Here is a 17,884-nt window from a genome sequence, read left to right on the forward strand (position 1 = left end):
GCGATTGAATTGCCTGTCTTTGTTACGACGAACTTTTTTTGTACTAGGTTTCTTTGTGCCTTATTTGCTGAATGCGCAACCGCTTTACGATGTCACGCGTTTCGGTGCCGTCGGTGACGGTACAACCGATAACACCGCCGCTATTCAGCGTGCGATCGACAGCAGCGCTAAAACCGGCGGTAAAGTTTTTTTTCCGACCGGCACCTTTCTGAGCGCAACACTTTATCTCAAAAGCAACGCAACCTTGCATTTGTCTGCTGGAGCCGTTTTGCTGGGCCAGGCTGATGCATCAAAATATCCTTACCAGGATCCGGGTATTCCCTTTTACGGCGACCAATGGGCAAAGCAGGCGCTGATCTTTTGTAAAGGACAGGAAAATGTTACCATCGAAGGAAAAGGTACGATAGACGGACAAGGCGCCCGCTTTGTTGTTAACACCATTAAAAAACCGGATCGTTATAAAAACCGTCCATATCTCTTATGGTTCGCCGGTAGTAAAAACATCACCGTAAGAGATGTGAGCCTGCGCAATTCTGCCTTCTGGATGCAGCATTATCTCGGTTGCGAATTTGTATTGATCGACGGTATTCATATCTGGAATCATTCCAATAAGAACAATGATATGATCGATATCGATGGCAGCAGGAATGTAACTATCACCAATGTAACCGGTGATTCAGATGATGACGGCATTACCATAAAAAGTACGTCTCCGCGTATTTCAGAAAATATTACCATTACCAATTGCATCGTCAGCAGCCATTGCAACGGTATTAAGTTTGGTACGGAATCTACGGGCGGTTTCCGCAATGTAACCGTCAGCAATTGCGTGATCCGTCCTTCGGCACAACGCCAGACCATCTACGGTAAACCGGATGGTATAAGCGGACTTGCACTGGAAGTAGTGGATGGCGGCATCATGGAAAATATCACCATCAGCAACCTCATCATCGAAGGACCGCAGGTGCCGATCTTTATCCGCCTCGGAAACCGCGCACGTAAGTTCAGCGATACGGCTGCTGCTCCGTCAATCGGCCGCATCCGTCATATCCGTATTTCAGATATCATCGCCCGGGGTGCCGACACGATCGGGTGTTCGATCTCCGGATTGGAGAAAGTGCCTGTAGAAGATATCACCCTGAGCAATATCACCATCGAAACTTCCGGCAGCGATATCGCCGCTAAACCATTCTCTGCCGTTGTACCCGAACGTGAAGAAGATTATCCGGAAGCGACCATTTTCGGTAAATTACCTTCGTATGGCCTGTATGTCCGTTATGCAAAAGATATACAATTACACAACATCGTTTTGCGTCACAAAGGAACAGAACAACGCCCCGGCATCATGCTCGATCGCGTGCAGCGTTTTCAATTGACAGGGCTGGACATCCAGAACTCATCCACTGCACCGGCTGCGGTTGCCATTGCCAGATCTGCGGAAGGAACCATCACGAACGCAGGCAGGATTGAAGGGTTGACCAACCGGCTGCGTGCCGTACGTTTTGTCGTGCGTGACAACAATACCACCAACGTAATGGTCGATAATAAACGTCTCTGAAAATAAGCCGTATGAAACTTAACAGGTATATCGCTTGCATGATACTGCTGTTGTGCGGCACTTATGCCGGTGCGCAGTCTGCCCTTCAAGTGGTGCAGCGCGTGGCTGACAAAGTGATCCGTGACACGCGGTTCAGTTTTAGCCGCGTGCCCCGTCCCGACGTACTCGGTATGCAGGTTGTTGATTTCAGGTCACTGGCATTGACACCGGGACAGCAGGCGGTGGCGGAAACTGTATTCATTACTGATAAAGATGGAAGTTTCATGCTGGGCATCAGCAGCGGCATGCCGTTTAGCCTTTACCATGATGGGGCATTGGTTTATGAACAAAGTGACGGTATTGCCTTCAAACCTTATGAATATGCCTACAACCGGTTTCAATTCGATACGGTTATTCATGTGCGGTTGAAAGCCGGTAGCAATAAGTTTAGTTTGAATGCAAAAAGAACGGGTGTTGCACCGGTCCTGTTTTTCCGTTGGATTACGGAGGCAGGTGATATTGATAATAATGTTCGTGCAACAACGCAACCCGCCGGTTGGTTGATGGCCGGGCCTGTTGATAATCTGGTAGCGTACCCGCCCTCTGGCAAAAATGCCTGGCAACTCGCACCGCAGTTTTACCTTGCCGGGCTGGATACCGACAGCAACGCGGCGTATCGCCGCGATCCGTATTCCGACTGGCATTATTCACACGGCGCATTGGTGTGGAGTATTCAGCGCCTGGGAGAATTTTTGAAAGACAGCAGTTACACCGGATACGGAAACCGGTACACCGATAATGTGCTGAACAACCTCGATTATTTCCGCTGGCAATATGATTCATTATTTGCCTACCGTGGTAGCTATCATCGCATCTTCCGCAGTTCCATGCTCGACGACGCAGGCGCACCGGCTTTACCTCTTTTTGCAAACGGCGCGGATCAGCGGAATCGCGCCTTACTCGATAAGCTGAATGCTTTTATCATGAACCGGCAACCGCGTTTGGCCGATGGTATATTCTGCCGTCCCGAACCGGTTGCGTACACGGTGTGGGCGGATGATCTGTTTATGAGCGTGCCGTTCCTGCTGGGCATGCAAAAGCTCACCAATGACGATACCTATCGCAATGAAGCCATCCGGCAAGTCCTGGGCTTTGCGCGTTACATCAGGGATCCGCAAACCGGCTTGTATTACCATGGATGGTTTCAGGCCACCGGTAAACCTTCAGGCGTCTTCTGGGGCAGGGCCAACGGCTGGGTGGCCTGGGCAATGGCGGAACTGCTCGATAACCTGTCGCCCAAACACCCGCAATACAAGGCGGTACTCAAACTTTATACAGCACACATGCAATCGCTGCTCCGCTACCAGGACACAGACGGGAGTTGGCATCAGGTACTCAACAAAAAAGAATCTTATAAAGAAACATCCTGCACGGCATTGTTTGCCCTTGCCATGGCGAGAGGCGTGCGGAAAGGATGGTTACCTGCCTCTTTTGCCGTACCCGCAAAAAAAGCATGGAGTTATGTTGCTTCGCAAATAAATGAACAAGGGGTGGTTAAAGGTATTTGCCAGGGGACGGAGATTGGTGAAGATGTTTCCTTTTATGAAAAAAGAAAAACGATCGATAACGATCCGCGCGGTCTGGGCGCGGTGATCACCGCCGGACTGGAGATAGCAAGATTGGAAAAATGAAAGGACTTATCATCATATTAAACGTAATGCTGCTGAGTTGCATCTCCTGCTCACAGCAAAAGAATAACATCAATTATTCTTTTGACATGGGCGCTCCGGGTACGGTACCGGCAGAACGTTACCAGCGTGTCGATCCTTCGCAACAATATACGGCAGCGCGTGGCTGGGGATGGTTGACGGCAACCGCCGGTTATTCCGACAGCACCAATAAAAAATTATCCTCGCCTCTTTACAGCAACGGCGTTTACGGCGCCGACAGCCTGGTCTTTCGTGCAGATGTAACCAACGGTGATTACTGGTTAACCGTGATCGCAGGTTCCGGCCGGCTTATCGATACCTCAACGATGACGATAGCCGTAAATGAAGAAAGATGGCCGGATACGATACAGTTGCCCTGGGAGCGCCTGGCCTTCAGAACAGTTGCTCATAAAGTAAAGGTGCGCGATGGAAAAGTAATTGTAGCAGTAAATGGCAAACGGGCGTCTGTCTGCGCGATCGAATTGAAACCCGTTATGCGCTGGCCTGCCATGAAATTTACCACGCCACTCGAAACGGATACGCTCGATGTGCAGCAACAGGTCGCCAACTGGGAAAAGGCCGGGGACACCACTTCTACAGTTCAATATAACCTGTTGCAGGATTGCCGCCGTTATCTGCTTGCCTGTAGCTATGTGAGTGGCGGTGGTTGGTCGTGGGCATCGAAGAAAACCGGCATGAGTGCCATACACCGTTGTTTCGCCGCAGCCGATCTGTTGGCTGCGATCACGGCAGATGAGAACCATCCCTTACATGACCGTGCAACTTACCTGCTCGCGCGTGTGTATTACTGGCTCGATCTCGAATCGGGTTACGATGATCTGGAGAAGCTTGCGAAAAAATATTTCAATGAACTCCAGGAAAAATATCCGGATCACACAGTGCTGAAAATGTACCGTGGTGAAAAGATCGCCAACAGCAATGTGGCTTTGGACAAAAGCGATGCCCCCTCATGGGCGGTAGCGCAACGCGAAGCCATGACCCGTATGCTGAAATTGATCGAATGGTGGGTAACACAAAGGCAGACGCCTAATGGTGAACTCGGTGGAAAGTATGGGGATGATGTGGAGATACTGCGCTGGTGGTTACCAGCCGTACTCGGAGCCGACGACAGCCTCGCACGACTGGGCTATACGCGGTTGGCCGATGGTGTCTGGAACAGCGATGCCATGGATCGCGGCTTTGCACGGCGTATCGATGATGTGGAACATGCGGCAGAACTTTTTCGCGATACACATCCCGGTATGTTTATGGTGCAGTACGGCGATCCCGAATATGTGGAACGTTGTCTGATCAGTATGCAGCATTTCCAGAATGTATGGACATCCGTTAATGAAACAGGGCACCGTCATTTCAAATCGTATTATTTATCTGCCAGCAAAGTATTGGACAGCCTTCCTTTCGATGTGGATGTGGCGCTGAATGCCAGAGCCGTACTTCCGGGTCTCTGGGCAACCTGGTATAGCCAGCATCCGAGGATGCTGCAATTATTTGGAGAATGGTGCAAGGCATGGATCGAAGATGCTGCCCGGGCGGGTAATGGAAAACCAGCAGGAGTACTGCCTTCTGCCATCCGTTATCGTGATGACCGCATCGGCGGCTACAGCGATAAATGGTATGAGCCGGGGCTTAGCTATGATTACTATCAATGGGACCACCTTTCGCACGTCAACGAACTGTTGTATCATATGCTGGGTATGTATTCATTGACGGGCGATAAACAATACCTGCAACCAACGGCCTTACTAGCCAAGTGGATGAATGAGCCGGTGCCTGCCACAGCCGGTGAGCCAGGCTCCGAACAATGGGTACGTTACCAGTTGAACAGGGGAGGGCATGAGGATAATCCCGTATTGCACCCGATGTCGAAATTATTTTCGATGGCTTTGCAATTGACGGGCGATACGCTTTACACCAAACTTGTTAACCGGTATGGTCAGGCGTTCAATAAATATACAACCGATGGTGATGTGACCTGGTTGGAAAAAGGACTGAACGATGTACTGGAATCACTGCGCTATAATTTCCCTTTGCAAACAAGCGAAGCCTTGTTTACGGATCGTATTTACGTGAAAGGCAGTAATGTACTGATGGGGATGTATACAGGCCACTTCGGTGCGGGATATGAATTTCCCGGCATGGCGGTGAGCTGGAAGAATACGGGAACGAATGTGTCTGTATTTGTGCGGGATGCAACGGATACCAGTTTGCATATCTCCCTGTACAACTTCGATGCGGCCAAAGACGTGGTAATGCAAACCTGGCGGCTGAAACCCGGGCGGTATACCGTAAGCATAAGCACAGAAGATAAAACAGGTAACATCTCAGATACGAAAGAACAGGAACTGATCGTTAATGAGCAAATGGAAGCGACACGTCTTTCGTTGCAGGCCCGGCGCGGTTATCGCGTTACGGTTAAGCCGGTTGAATTTTTCAATAGCCATGTTTCCAGAAATCTTGCCGATATAGCCATTGCGCCGCGTGATGTGAGCTTTACAGATAAGGCGGTATATTATCGTATACATAATATCGGCAGTAAAGAAGCGCGTAATGTAAAGGTGATCCTGCTTGCCGATGGGAAAGAAATCGGGCAGCAACAAATAGCCGTACTGGCTGCACCTTTGGACCTGGTGCCACGTATTCATGAAGGGAATTTTCCGTTTGAACTGATCCGCGGCCACCACAGGCTGACCATAAAAATTGAGACGACGGATAACGAAATTACGAAGTTGAATAACGAGACATCCGTGATGGTAAATGTGCTGCTTTGAGAGGGAGATTAAGAAAAAATTATATTTTTTTGAAATTTCCGGGTACGTTACCGGAAATTGCTCTATATTAGTGTTACTAACGATTGAAGAGGGTAAAGAAGCTGCGTTTTGTGAAGGCTTGCCATAACCTTGAAGCGAACTTTCTTTCCGTCCGATATATATTCTCTTGTAGTTAAAAAGGCCTGGACCCCGAATGATTATTAGCAGAAATAGCTTGCTGTGTATCTTGCTGTTGTTGGCGGCTGTGTGCCATGCGCGCGAGTTGCCGGTACTGCCCAAGCCACAGTATATTCAGTCCTCACAGGGCAATGCTTTGTTTTCCCCCAACTTCCGTTTCGTTTTTAAAAACGTATCCACCGATACCACTCAATGGTTAAACCGCCATTGGCAAAGTGGAAAGAAGACGGGTACGCAGGCAGCCTTTACCGTTGGCCTCCTGGGCAAAGACGCCGCCTTCGATGCGCAGGTAACAGCGGTGATCGATTATGCCAGACACCCGCTGGGTGACGAAGGCTATGTGCTGATCAACAAGGACGGCCGGCGTATGCTTGCCGCCTACACCGGCAAAGGATTGTTTTATGGCATTCAATCCCTGCGACAGCTTACACGTAGTGGCTGGGACAAAGAAATTGTAATAGCCGACTGGCCGGACTTTGCGCATCGCGCAGTTTATGACGATATCAGTCGCGGCCCTGTCTCTACCGTTGATTATGTAAAAGAACAGATCCGCCGGATGGCAGAACTCAAGATCAACAATCTTTCTTTTTATATAGAACATGTGGTGCAGCCATTGTCGCACCCCGACTTTGCACCGGCGCAGGGAAAATTCACCATCGCGCAAATAAAAGAACTGTCTGCTTACGCACGTGACTACAATATGCAACTGGTTGGCAGTTTTCAGTCGTTCGGTCATTTTGAAAAAATACTGGCCCTGCCGCAATACCGTTCGATGGGAGAGACCTCCACACTCATTTCTCCATTGGATCCGCGCGCAAAACAGTTCCTCGAAAATGTGATAGGCGAATTATGCGACGCATTCAGTTCTCCTTATTTCAATGTTAACTGCGATGAAACATTTGATCTCACAAAAGGCCGCTCCAAGCCATATATCGATAGTGTGGGTGCTGCGCGTTTCTATGCCGACCACCTGAAATTTCTCTATGATGTGGTTAAGAAAAAAGGCAAGCAACTGATGATGTGGGGCGATATAGCGCTCGAGCACGAAGAAGTATTGGATATGTTACCTAAAGACGTGATCTACCTCACGTGGGAATATGGAGAGAAATCTTCTTATGCCAATTGGATCGATCCATTTGTACGCCGTGGTTTGCAATATGTGGTGTGCCCCGGTGTATTGAATTCATACCGGATGTTTCCGGACATGGTAATGGCCCGCGCCAATATCGATGGTTTTGCTTCCGAGGGAAAAGCAAAAGGAGCAATGGGCGTTTTAACAACCGTATGGGACGATGGGGGCACTTATCTTTTCTCCGGCGATTGGTATGGCATATATGTCGCGGCAGAAAAAAGCTGGAATGCCGCGCCATTGGAAAAATCCACTTTCAACAAACGCTTTGAAGACATCGCTTATGGCATGTCGGATGGACGTTATGTAAAGGCTTTATTTCAGTTAATGGAACTGCGTTCGTTGCCGCTGACCTATAATCTCAACGATCAACTGTGGCAGCAAAAAATACTTCCACAGCCCGGTAAACAATTAATACTGAACAATGACTCCGCGCCTGAAGCGCTTGCCATTCTCGATTCGGCAAAACATACGCTGAAGGATGCGAAACCCCGTTTGAACGAGACTGATATCCGTACCCTACTTTATTCCATCGATCAGTACCGCATCATGATGCAGACACGCCTGGGCATTGCCCGCATCGTGCAATCCTACCAGGCCTTACCGGCCAGCGGCGTGCAGCGTGCTGCTGAATTGAAAAAGAGTATCGCCGTCACCAGCGACCTGCTGACGGAGTACCGCCGTTTACGGGCCGGCTTCCGGAAAGCCTGGCTGCAGGAAAACCAACCGCATTGGCTGGATACGGCCTGCCTTCCTTACGATCGCAAAATTGCGGCACTGGAAACACTGCAGCAATCTTTGCAAGCGTTGGTAAAAAACAACAGCAGCGTTTTGCCCACGGCCTCTTCGCTGACATTGGATATCCGTGTTACGAACCAGTTCTTTTTCAAAAACTGGATGCTGACCGGTTTTTTTGCCGGTGTTCCGGGTACGTTACCGGAATTTTTGTACGCTGAAAACGAGGAATATAATAAGCCTCCGTCTCCGGGCGATTTCACCACCTTCAAAGGCAAAAATTACCGCTGGCAGAAATATTCTTCCACCGAAGGAGGTATCACCGACCTCGATGCGTGGTTCAATGCTCCCAAAGGGGCTGCGGTGTATGCTTATTGCTCTATCACGACCACCAATGCGGAAACGGTCAACGCTTATCTTGGAGCGGCACAACCCGCGGAAGTTTTCTGCAACGGTGTGAAAATCCTGCGCACGGAAGGCAAAGCGGATGAGCAGATGATTCGTTTGCCCTTAACCGCCGGCGTCAACCACCTGCTGATAAAACTCAACAAAGCGGAAGATCGTCCGTGGATGTTTACCTTCCGGCTGGATGACCAGATCAAAGTGACGAACCACAAACACAAATATCAACTGAATGCTAAAATCAAAACATATGAAGCGGACTAATTTACTGGCATGCTGGCTGACCGGATTGCTTGTTGCGGCATCGCCTGTTGCTGATGCCCAGGTGAAGAAAGAAGAGGTGACACGCGCCATTAACGAAACGGCAGTTTACATCAAAGACGTATTACTCGATAGCGAAGGAAAGTCCCGCTGCGATTATAATATGACCGAAGGCAAATGGTATCCTTACGAAGTACCCTGGCATACAGGTCAGGCCGTGCTGGCCTTACTGCAGGCATATAAAGCTACCGGCAACCAGGAATATCTCGCTTCTGCCAAAAAAGGAGGCGATTATTGGGCAAGCCTCGAAATCAAAGATCATCCGAAACTGAAGGGTATGGTCAATGCCATTCACGGAGATGCACTCGGTGATGATTTCATCGTTTTCGCCACCGTTTCCGACGGCACACCCGGTATTTATGAGTTGTCCCGCGTTACCGGCGATAAAAAATATGCACGCGTGGCGACCAATGCCGCTTCATGGATGCTGGCCAACATGTATTATCCGGAGAAAGGTGTTTGTTATGATAACATCGATGCCAAAACCGGTGAAGTATTGAAAGAGTACAGCCCGTTCTGGAAGAAGATGGATAAGAAAGATCAGCAATTGATCAATGTATCCCGTCCGAATACCGAAGGGTATCTTTTCAAAGAAGCTTTCGAATTTTCCGGTGAAAAGAAATTCAGGGATGCTTATATCAACCTATGCAACAGCCTGATTGAAAAGCAAGGCCCCGAAGGTGTGTGGATGCAGTTCATGCCCAACTTCGCCGACGTTCATTCTTTCCATCCGCGTTTTTCGTTGTGGTATGCCGAATCGCTGATCGAGGCATTCAAACTCACCGGCGACCGTAAATACCTCGAGGCCGCGGCAAAGACCGCCCGCACTTTTGCTAAAGCACAACAAAAAGACGGAACTATTTTTTATGATAATTATACCAATGGCCGCGCCCCGGACAAAGGTTCCGTTACCGGTTCCGCCACATCTCTTGCGGGTATCGTATGGATCGGTCTTTCAAAAGAAGGGTATAAGGAATTTGACCAGCACATCGAGCGTTCAGCCGAATGGGTGATCAATAACCGCTATGGCCAGGAACATCCTGACGTGAATCTGCGCGGTGCTGTTATCGAAACACGTATCCGTTTCAAAAAAGGAAAAGTATGGCTGACCAACCGTGATATCGGTACGTCATTCGCGCTGCGTTTCCTTGTCGACTACAAGAATTTTAAACAACTATAAGCCAACCAAAACGTCCACATCTATTTATTATTAAAAACAACTGTGTATGAAAAAAGCTAGTCTGCGATTGCTGTTACCGCTGCTGCTGGTAGCACTTTCTCTTCCCTTTTTTGCTGCCGCCCAGTCGGGAAACGGTAACATCAAAGGACAAATCACAGATACCGATGGTACCACACTGCCAGGTGCCTCCGTATCCATTAAGGGTACCACCAGGGGGGTGACGACCGACCTCTCCGGTAATTTCGAATTGTTGAGCGTGAAAGCGGGCAAGTACACGCTCGTGATCAACTACATGGGCTACAAAGAAAGCCAGTTGGAAGTGGAGGTGAAAGCCGGCCAGACTGTCACCAACGATGTAAAACTTGAATCTACGATGGTCAGCCTGAAAGGGGTGACTATGACTTCCGTTCGTGAAGGACAGGGCAAAGCGCTGAACCAGCAACGGAATGCCGATAATATCAAACAGGTTATTTCTGCCGACCTGATAGGCCGTTATCCGGATCTCAACGTGGCGGAAGCCATGCAGCGTCTCCCGGGCGTGACCATCGGACGCAATACCAGCGGTGAAGGTTCTACGGTTCAACTTCGTGGTACGCCAGGCAACTTCACCAACATCAACGTGAACGGTGAACAAATCATGGGTACACAGGAAGGCGGACAACGTAACGCTGAACTGGACGTTATTCCGGTGAACGTGCTTGCTTCGATGGAAGTGGTGAAAACATTAACACCCGACCTGGATGGTGACGCCATCGCCGGTGCCATTAACATGAAGTCGCCTACCGCCACTTCGCTGAAAACAAAATTCACGCTCGACGCAGGTTTGGGCTACAACGACCTGCGCGGAAGCCTCAACGGTATCGGTAACGTTACTGCAGGCAAACGTTTTTTTGCCAATGCACAAAATCCTAACGGACGTCTCGGTGTAATGGTAACAGGCAGCTGGTACCGTACCAAAAACGGATACGATGACCAGCGTTCTGAAGTATGGCAGGCAAAAGACTTCGGAGATGGCAAAGGCCAGATTTATTTTCCTACGGATGTGCGCCTGCTCTATGTAGAGAACCTGCGGACACGCCGGGGTGCCTCTGCTACCATTGATTATAATTTCAGCCCCGTTACCAATATCGTGGCCAACGTGATGTACAGCGATCACTTCAATGAACTGACGCGCTACCGCAAACGTACACGTATGCAAACGGCCAATACCACTTACAACCAGACTACCGGTTTGTATACCACCACCCGTGGCCGTGGTTACAATGAGATCAAGGCCGCTACGGAAGATAACAGCAACCTCAACTTCAATATTTCCGGTGAAACAAAAATCGGCCGTGTGAAACTGGATGCGGGTGTTTTCATGAGCAACTCTTCTTTCGAAAATATTTCAGGCACCTACAATTTCATTACCGGTAATATTGCCCTGGAGATTGCTGATATTCACAGCGACTTCCTGAAACCGGGAGGAGTGGACTGGAAAAATAACGCATCACTTTATACCTACAATACAGTAGAACGTGACTACTGGAATACCGAAGGTAAAAACGCGGTTGGGCGCATCAATGCCTCTCTTCCTTATAAAATCGGCAAGAACTCTGCTACTTTCCAGACCGGTTTCAAAGTGAAGCGCATGCACAATAGCCGCTGGCGCCCGGAGACCGCACTGGTGAGCAACTATTCCGGTGTGGCCGCAGACGGACGTCTGACCAATTTCACCGGCAAACCTGAAGTATCTGCCGACCTGCTCGACGGTAACAACAATTTCGGCCTTGGTGCAGATCGCGACAAAACCATCGCTTTCTTCGAGAACAACCAGAACACACGTTTCACGCAGGATATGGCCGGTACGCGTAAAATGATCGATACGTATTTCTATGACGCGGTTGAAACCGTTACATCAGGATATGTAATGAACCGTATACAGTTCAACCGCTTCATGTTACTCGGTGGTCTGCGCGTAGAGAAAACAGACGTGGATTACCAGGGTAATATCGTGGCAGAAGATGCCAACGGTGTTTGGTTGTCTACCACACGCACACGCAAACAAACCGATTACGTTCGTTTCCTGCCCAACATCCAGGGTAAATATGATCTGAACAAAAGTTCCCTGATCCGCGCGGCACTGACTTATGGTTACTCACGTCCCAATTTTGTGGACCTGGTACCCGGCCGTGTAACGAGCATCCTGAGCCAGACGGTAACAGACGGCAATCCCGAACTGAAGCCGGCTTTCGCAACTAACGTAGACCTGATGTATGAAAAATACCTGTCTAACCTGGGTATCCTTTCTGCAGGCCTGTTCTACAAAAAAGTGGAGAAGTTCCAGTATGCCAGTGTTACTACGATCGAAGGCGATGAGTTCGAAAACGCAAACCTGTACCAGGGTTGGAGACTTTTCCGTACCCTTAACGGTGATGCTGCTGATGTATTTGGTTTGGAATTGAATGCGCAGGCTAACCTTACGTTCCTGCCTGGTGCACTGAAAGGAATTTCGATTCTGGCCAACTATACTTACACGCATTCAAATGCAGACGCACAATTCCGTAAGGATATCCGCCTGCCCGGTCAGGCTACACATACCGCCAACGGATCGCTCTCTTTCGCCTATAAAGGATTCAGCATCCAGGGCAACGTGAACTACAACGGTTCTTATACTGTAAGCCTTGGCGGAGACGACGACCAGGATGTTATACGTGCTGCACGTGTGCAGATCGATGCCAACACTTCTTACCGCATCAGCAAACGCTTTACAGTCTATGCTGAAGCACAGAACCTGACCAACGCTCCGCAGATCGAATACTTCGGTGAACGCAACCGCATTTACAGAAATCAGTACTACTCCTTCTGGGGTCGTGCAGGTGTGAAGTTCAGATTCTAATATAATCAGTCCCGGGAACTCCGGTTCCCGGACTTTTTACCCGTACGGCCTCGTTGCCGTGCAGAGATATGCCTATAACGATTCGCTTGCTTATCGACAGTCAACATTCAAAAGTCAACACATTACCCTGAGCAGGTCAACGGGAAAATGTAAATCAATTAACGTGTAAGCAAGGAATACACGAATAGGAAAAAAAGAATACCATGAGAGATTTTGCAGTAGATCAGTTGAAAGTAAAAGTTTACGGAAGCAGGGAAGAAATGGGAAAAGATGCAGCACTCAAAGCTGCTGCCACGATCCGCGAACTATTGCAGCAGCAGGAAGAAGTGAACATCATCTTTGCCGCCGCTGCTTCACAGGAAGAATTTCTGAAAGTACTGATACAACAACCCGTTGAGTGGAACCGTGTGAATGCTTTCCATATGGACGAGTATACAGGGCTGCCCGCGGGTGCGCCACAATTGTTCGGTTATTTTTTAAGAGAACGTTTATTTGACAAAGTTGCTTTCCGCGAAGTATATTATATCGACGGACAGGCAACAGACAAAGCTGCCGAGTGTGCGCGTTATGCCGCCTTGCTGCAGCAACATCCCGTAGACATTACATGCATGGGTATCGGGGAAAATACCCACCTCGCCTTTAATGATCCGCACGTGGCGCATTTCGACGATCCGCATGCGGTAAAAATCGTGGACCTCGACGAAGCATGTAAACAGCAACAGGTCAACGAAGGCTGTTTTGCTGCCGTACCCGACGTGCCTTCTTTTGCTTATACTTTAACCATTCCCGCATTGCTGGCTGCCCGTTACATTTATTGCATGGTGCCCGGTACGAGCAAAGCACAGGCCGTGTACCATACGCTTACCGATGCCATTACTGAATTGTATCCGAGCACCATTCTCCGCAAACACGAACACGCAGAGTTGTTTCTCGACAAGGAAAGTGCGGCGATGTACCTGGAGGAAGGTGTAAGGCTTAAGGTGTAAGGCCCGACACTTCGGGCCGAAGCTTCGGCCTAAGGTAAAAACAGCCGTTATAAGTAGTAAGTTTTAAGTAATAGGTGCGAAACCATTCACGATTGACGATTGACGATTGACGAATCACGATTGACGATTGACGATTGACGATTGACGATTCACGATTGACGATTCACGATTCACCATTCACAATTCACAACATATGCAAACAGTTGCGATCAACGGTGACCTTTCACGCTTTCATCAACTGGTATCTGATATGTTCCGCTGGCCCAATTCAAAAGCCGAATGGGAACAGTATCGCCTCAGCAAAGAACAAGTTGAATTTTACCGGGAGTATGGTTACGTTAGTAATATCAAACTACTGGAAGAATGGCAGATCGAACGGTTGCTGAGCGAACTGGCAAACATCGCCGATCCGGCTCACCCGGGAAATGCTTTGTTCTACCAGTTTGCTTCCAATGAATCGGCAGATCCCAATGCCGTTTTGTTTCACGCATTAGGTGCCTGGCGCATTACAAAGGGGTTTCATGATATACTGTGGAACCCGGCTTTCGTAATGGCGGCCAGTCAATTGCTCGACGACCGTGCCGTACGCTTCTGGCATGATCAGCTTTTTTGCAAACCGGCACTGCACGGTGGAGTAGTGGCCTGGCACCAGGATTATTCTTATTGGACCAGAACAGTGCCGCTGCAACACCTTACCTGCTGGGTAGGTTTGGATGATGCCACTACCGAAAACGGCTGCCTGTATTATGTACCTTACAGTCAGCATTGGGGCCTGCTCGATAAACCCGAGCTCGCCGGAGACATGGAAGGACTAATGGATTACCTGACCGATGAACAAAAAACACAGTTCAAGCCCATTCCCATCGAATTGAAAAAAGGACATGCCAGCTTTCATCATCCGTTGATGGTGCATGGTTCTTATGCTAATAAGTCCGGACACGCACGCCGCGCATTTGTATTGAATGTATTTGCGGACGGCACCGAATCCAATTCCGCAGGTGAACTCCTGCCGAACACACCCAATATTGAAAAAGGGCAAAAAATGGAAGGACAGTTTTATCCTTTATTATTTGATCCCGCTATGACCGCAACAGCCTTATGACGACCATACGCTTTTTTTGTACACGCTGGGGCGCCGCCGGTACCGATTGGTACAAGTGGGCCGCCCAGGTGCGTACCGCAGGATATGAAGGGGTGGAAACGGATGTACCCGTTGCCCGGCAGGAACTGCGCACCATGCTCGATGCACTGAAAGCCGAAGGCCTGCAATGGGTAGGACAACACTGGCAGACCATGGATGCCGATTTTTCCACGCATAAAACTGCCTACCGCGAACATTTAGATGATCTCATTGCCGCAGGGCCGTTGTATATCAATTCGCATACCGGCCGTGACTGGTTTTCATTGGAACAAAACGAAGAACTGATCAACCTGGCAACGGAGTTATCCGTACAATCGGGTATAGCCATCTATCATGAAACGCATCGCGGCCGTTTTGCCTTTGCAGCGCATGTAGCGGCGGATTATATGGAGCGATTGCCTGATCTGCGCTTCACACTCGATATATCACATTGGGTGACGGTGGCTGAATTCTGGTTGGAAGATCAGTCTGCCACCATCGCCGATGCGATCGAACGCACACGACATGTACACGCGCGTGTTGGCTACACACAGGGACCACAGATCGCGGACCCGCGTTCACCGGTATACGGAGAAGCGGTAGCCAAACATATTCATTGGTGGGACCGCGTGGTGGCAGCAGCCGTTAAGAGCAAAAGAAAGGAATTGATCTTTGTTCCCGAGTTTGGCCCGGCACCTTATATGCCATCCAATCCGAAAGACGGCAACCCGCTGGCAGACCAATGGAACATCAATTGTTACATGATGGAGCTGCTGAAGAAAAGATACAACCAGCCATTTCTAAATACAATCTCATGAGCAATGCGAAAGTAACAGAGCAACCATCCCGTTACCGTCATCTCGAACAGATGAGTACGGAAGAGATTGTACAACATATCAACGAAGAAGACCAGACGGTTGCGCTGGCTGTGCAAAAAGAATTACCGCGTATTGCAAAACTGGCAGACGCTGTGGCAACACAATTGCACAACGGCGGCCGTTTGTTTTATATCGGTGCCGGTACAAGCGGCAGGCTCGGTGTGCTTGATGCAAGCGAGTGTCCGCCGACTTATGGTGTAGATGCAGGTATTGTCAATGGCCTGATGGCAGGAGGCGATGCTGCTTTGCGTTTCGGTATTGAAGATGCGGAAGATAGCTATGAAACCGGCTGGCACGACCTGCTGGGTTATGCGATCAGTTCCCGCGATATCGTGATCGGTATTGCGGCAAGCGGCACCACACCTTATGTAGTTGGTGCCCTGGAATCCTGCCGCAGGACCGGCGTGCCGACAGGCTGTATCGTTTGCAATCCCGGATCGCCGGTAGCCGCACACGCGGATTATCCGGTTGAAGTGATCGTCGGTCCTGAATTTGTAACGGGCAGCACACGCATGAAAAGCGGCACCGCTCAGAAGATGGTATTGAACATGATCTCAACCGCGGCCATGATCCGCATCGGCCGGGTAAGGGACAACCAGATGGTACACATGCAGATCAGTAACGATAAACTGACCGACCGCGGTACGCAAATGCTGATGCAACGTTCGGGGCTCACCGATTACGAGGAAGCAAAAGCATTGCTCTTGAAATATGGCAGCGTACAAGCAGCGATCGACCATTTAAACAACTAAGATGGCCACCACAAACAACGAATTGACAAACAACAACGAAGCCCCGGTCCGTAACATCATACTGATCGGCGGTTTCTTTTTTATATTCGGATTTATCTCCTGGATCAACGCCACGCTGATACCTTACCTGAAGATTGCCTGTGAACTTGAAGAATGGCAGGCCTATCTCGTAACATTTGCCTTCTATATTTCCTATACGGTAATGGCCATTCCGTCCAGCGGCATACTCAAAAGAAGCGGTATGGTGAAAGGCATGAGCATTGGTCTGGGTACAATGGCGGCGGGCTGTTTATTATTTATTCCCGCAGCGTTGGTACGCAACTACGGCATCTTCCTGGGAGGATTATTTCTCACGGGTGCCGGACTTACTTTGCTGCAGACGGCCGTTAATCCTTATATCACCCTGTTGGGCCCCGCACGCACAGCGGCACGCCGCATCAGTATGATGGGGGTGTGTAATAAAGTGGCGGGCATATTAGCACCGTTGATCATGGGCAGCATCATCCTGAGCAACTCGGAAGGGCTCATTGAACAACTGGCGGTGATGGATCCGGCGGCAAAAAAAATAAGACTGGACGAACTGGCGCGTGATGTGATCGTACCTTATTGCATCATTGCCGGTATATTATTGATATTAGCAATTTTGATCCGCTTTGCGCATTTACCCGAAATCAAACAGGAAGAAGAAACCGTACTACGTTCTGCGGACAAACCTGCACAACCATCTGGTATCACGTTGGCGATGACAACCGGATTCCTGGCGATTTTCTGCGCAGTGGGAGCGGAAGTATTGGCAGGTGATACCATCGGCAATTACGGATTGTACCAGGGCATCGACCTCAATACGTCAAAAACATTAGCCTCGTACACACTTGCCTGCATGATGGTAGGATATATAGCGGGCATACTCGCCATTCCGCGTTTCATTTCACAGCAAAAAGCATTCTACTGGTCGTCGTGGCTGGGTTTGGGATTGGTGGTGCTGATCCTGGTATTGCCCGGCAAATATTCGATCGTATGTGTGGCTTTGCTGGGTTTGGGAAATGCGATGCTGTGGCCGGCGATCTGGCCGCAGGCGCTCAGAGGTTTGACAGGCGCGCAGTTGGCACGCGGCTCCGCCGTGCTGATCATGGGTATCGCGGGAGGTGCGCTGTTACCACTGTTATATGGATGGCTCACAGGCGTATCCGGTAATCAATTAGCCTATTGGATATTGATTCCGGTGTATGTATTCCTGATTTATTATAGTTTCACAGGATTGAAACAACCTTCTCCTGTGCGTTCGTAACTA

11 protein-coding genes are annotated in these 17,884 nt (G+C 49.4%); all 11 read left to right on the forward strand.

Annotated features, from left to right (window positions below):
- Positions 1-19 precede the first annotated feature (19 nt).
- Entirely contained in the window at positions 20-1,558 is a 1,539-nt protein-coding gene (locus H608_RS21415; protein ID WP_211227031.1) for a glycoside hydrolase family 28 protein, read from the forward strand.
- A gap of 11 nt (positions 1,559-1,569) precedes the next feature.
- A complete protein-coding gene (locus tag H608_RS23455) occupies positions 1,570-3,228 on the forward strand; it encodes a glycoside hydrolase family 88/105 protein (protein WP_081658799.1) in 1,659 nt (552 codons plus the stop codon).
- The gene (locus H608_RS0105655; RefSeq protein WP_028786820.1) at positions 3,225-6,035 is read left to right on the forward strand and encodes a tetratricopeptide repeat protein; all 2,811 of its coding nucleotides are present in this window, start codon (positions 3,225-3,227) and stop codon (positions 6,033-6,035) included. The genes H608_RS23455 and H608_RS0105655 overlap by 4 nt, the downstream gene beginning before the upstream one ends.
- 193 nt (positions 6,036-6,228) lie before the next feature.
- The gene (locus tag H608_RS0105660) at positions 6,229-8,742 is read left to right on the forward strand and encodes a family 20 glycosylhydrolase (RefSeq protein ID WP_028786821.1); all 2,514 of its coding nucleotides are present in this window, start codon (positions 6,229-6,231) and stop codon (positions 8,740-8,742) included.
- On the forward strand, positions 8,729-9,979 hold the full coding sequence (locus H608_RS0105665) for a glycoside hydrolase family protein (protein ID WP_028786822.1): 1,251 nt from the start codon (positions 8,729-8,731) through the stop codon (positions 9,977-9,979). Before H608_RS0105660 ends, H608_RS0105665 begins: the two co-directional genes overlap by 14 nt.
- Before the next feature lie 46 nt (positions 9,980-10,025).
- On the forward strand, positions 10,026-12,857 hold the full coding sequence (locus H608_RS0105670) for a TonB-dependent receptor (protein WP_028786823.1): 2,832 nt from the start codon (positions 10,026-10,028) through the stop codon (positions 12,855-12,857).
- A 203-nt stretch (positions 12,858-13,060) separates the two neighbouring features.
- Positions 13,061-13,843, forward strand: coding sequence for a glucosamine-6-phosphate deaminase (locus H608_RS0105675; protein WP_028786824.1), 783 nt, complete (start codon positions 13,061-13,063; stop codon positions 13,841-13,843).
- Positions 13,844-14,036: 193 nt separating this feature from the next.
- Entirely contained in the window at positions 14,037-14,945 is a 909-nt protein-coding gene (locus H608_RS0105680; RefSeq protein WP_028786825.1) for a phytanoyl-CoA dioxygenase family protein, read from the forward strand.
- Positions 14,942-15,781, forward strand: a complete 840-nt coding sequence (locus H608_RS0105685) for a sugar phosphate isomerase/epimerase family protein (protein ID WP_028786826.1) — start codon at positions 14,942-14,944, stop codon at positions 15,779-15,781. The genes H608_RS0105680 and H608_RS0105685 overlap by 4 nt, the downstream gene beginning before the upstream one ends.
- Positions 15,706-16,593 carry an N-acetylmuramic acid 6-phosphate etherase gene (murQ, locus tag H608_RS0105690; RefSeq protein WP_342664839.1) on the forward strand — a complete coding sequence of 296 codons (888 nt, stop codon included), beginning with the start codon at positions 15,706-15,708 and terminating at the stop codon, positions 16,591-16,593. The genes H608_RS0105685 and murQ overlap by 76 nt, the downstream gene beginning before the upstream one ends.
- Before the next feature lies 1 nt (position 16,594).
- A complete protein-coding gene (gene gluP / locus H608_RS0105695) occupies positions 16,595-17,881 on the forward strand; it encodes a glucose/galactose MFS transporter (protein WP_051268076.1) in 1,287 nt (428 codons plus the stop codon).
- The last annotated feature ends 3 nt before the right edge of the window (positions 17,882-17,884 follow it).

It is taken from the genome of Terrimonas ferruginea DSM 30193, from assembly GCF_000425585.1.
GTDB classification, from domain to species: Bacteria; Bacteroidota; Bacteroidia; order Chitinophagales; family Chitinophagaceae; genus Terrimonas; species Terrimonas ferruginea.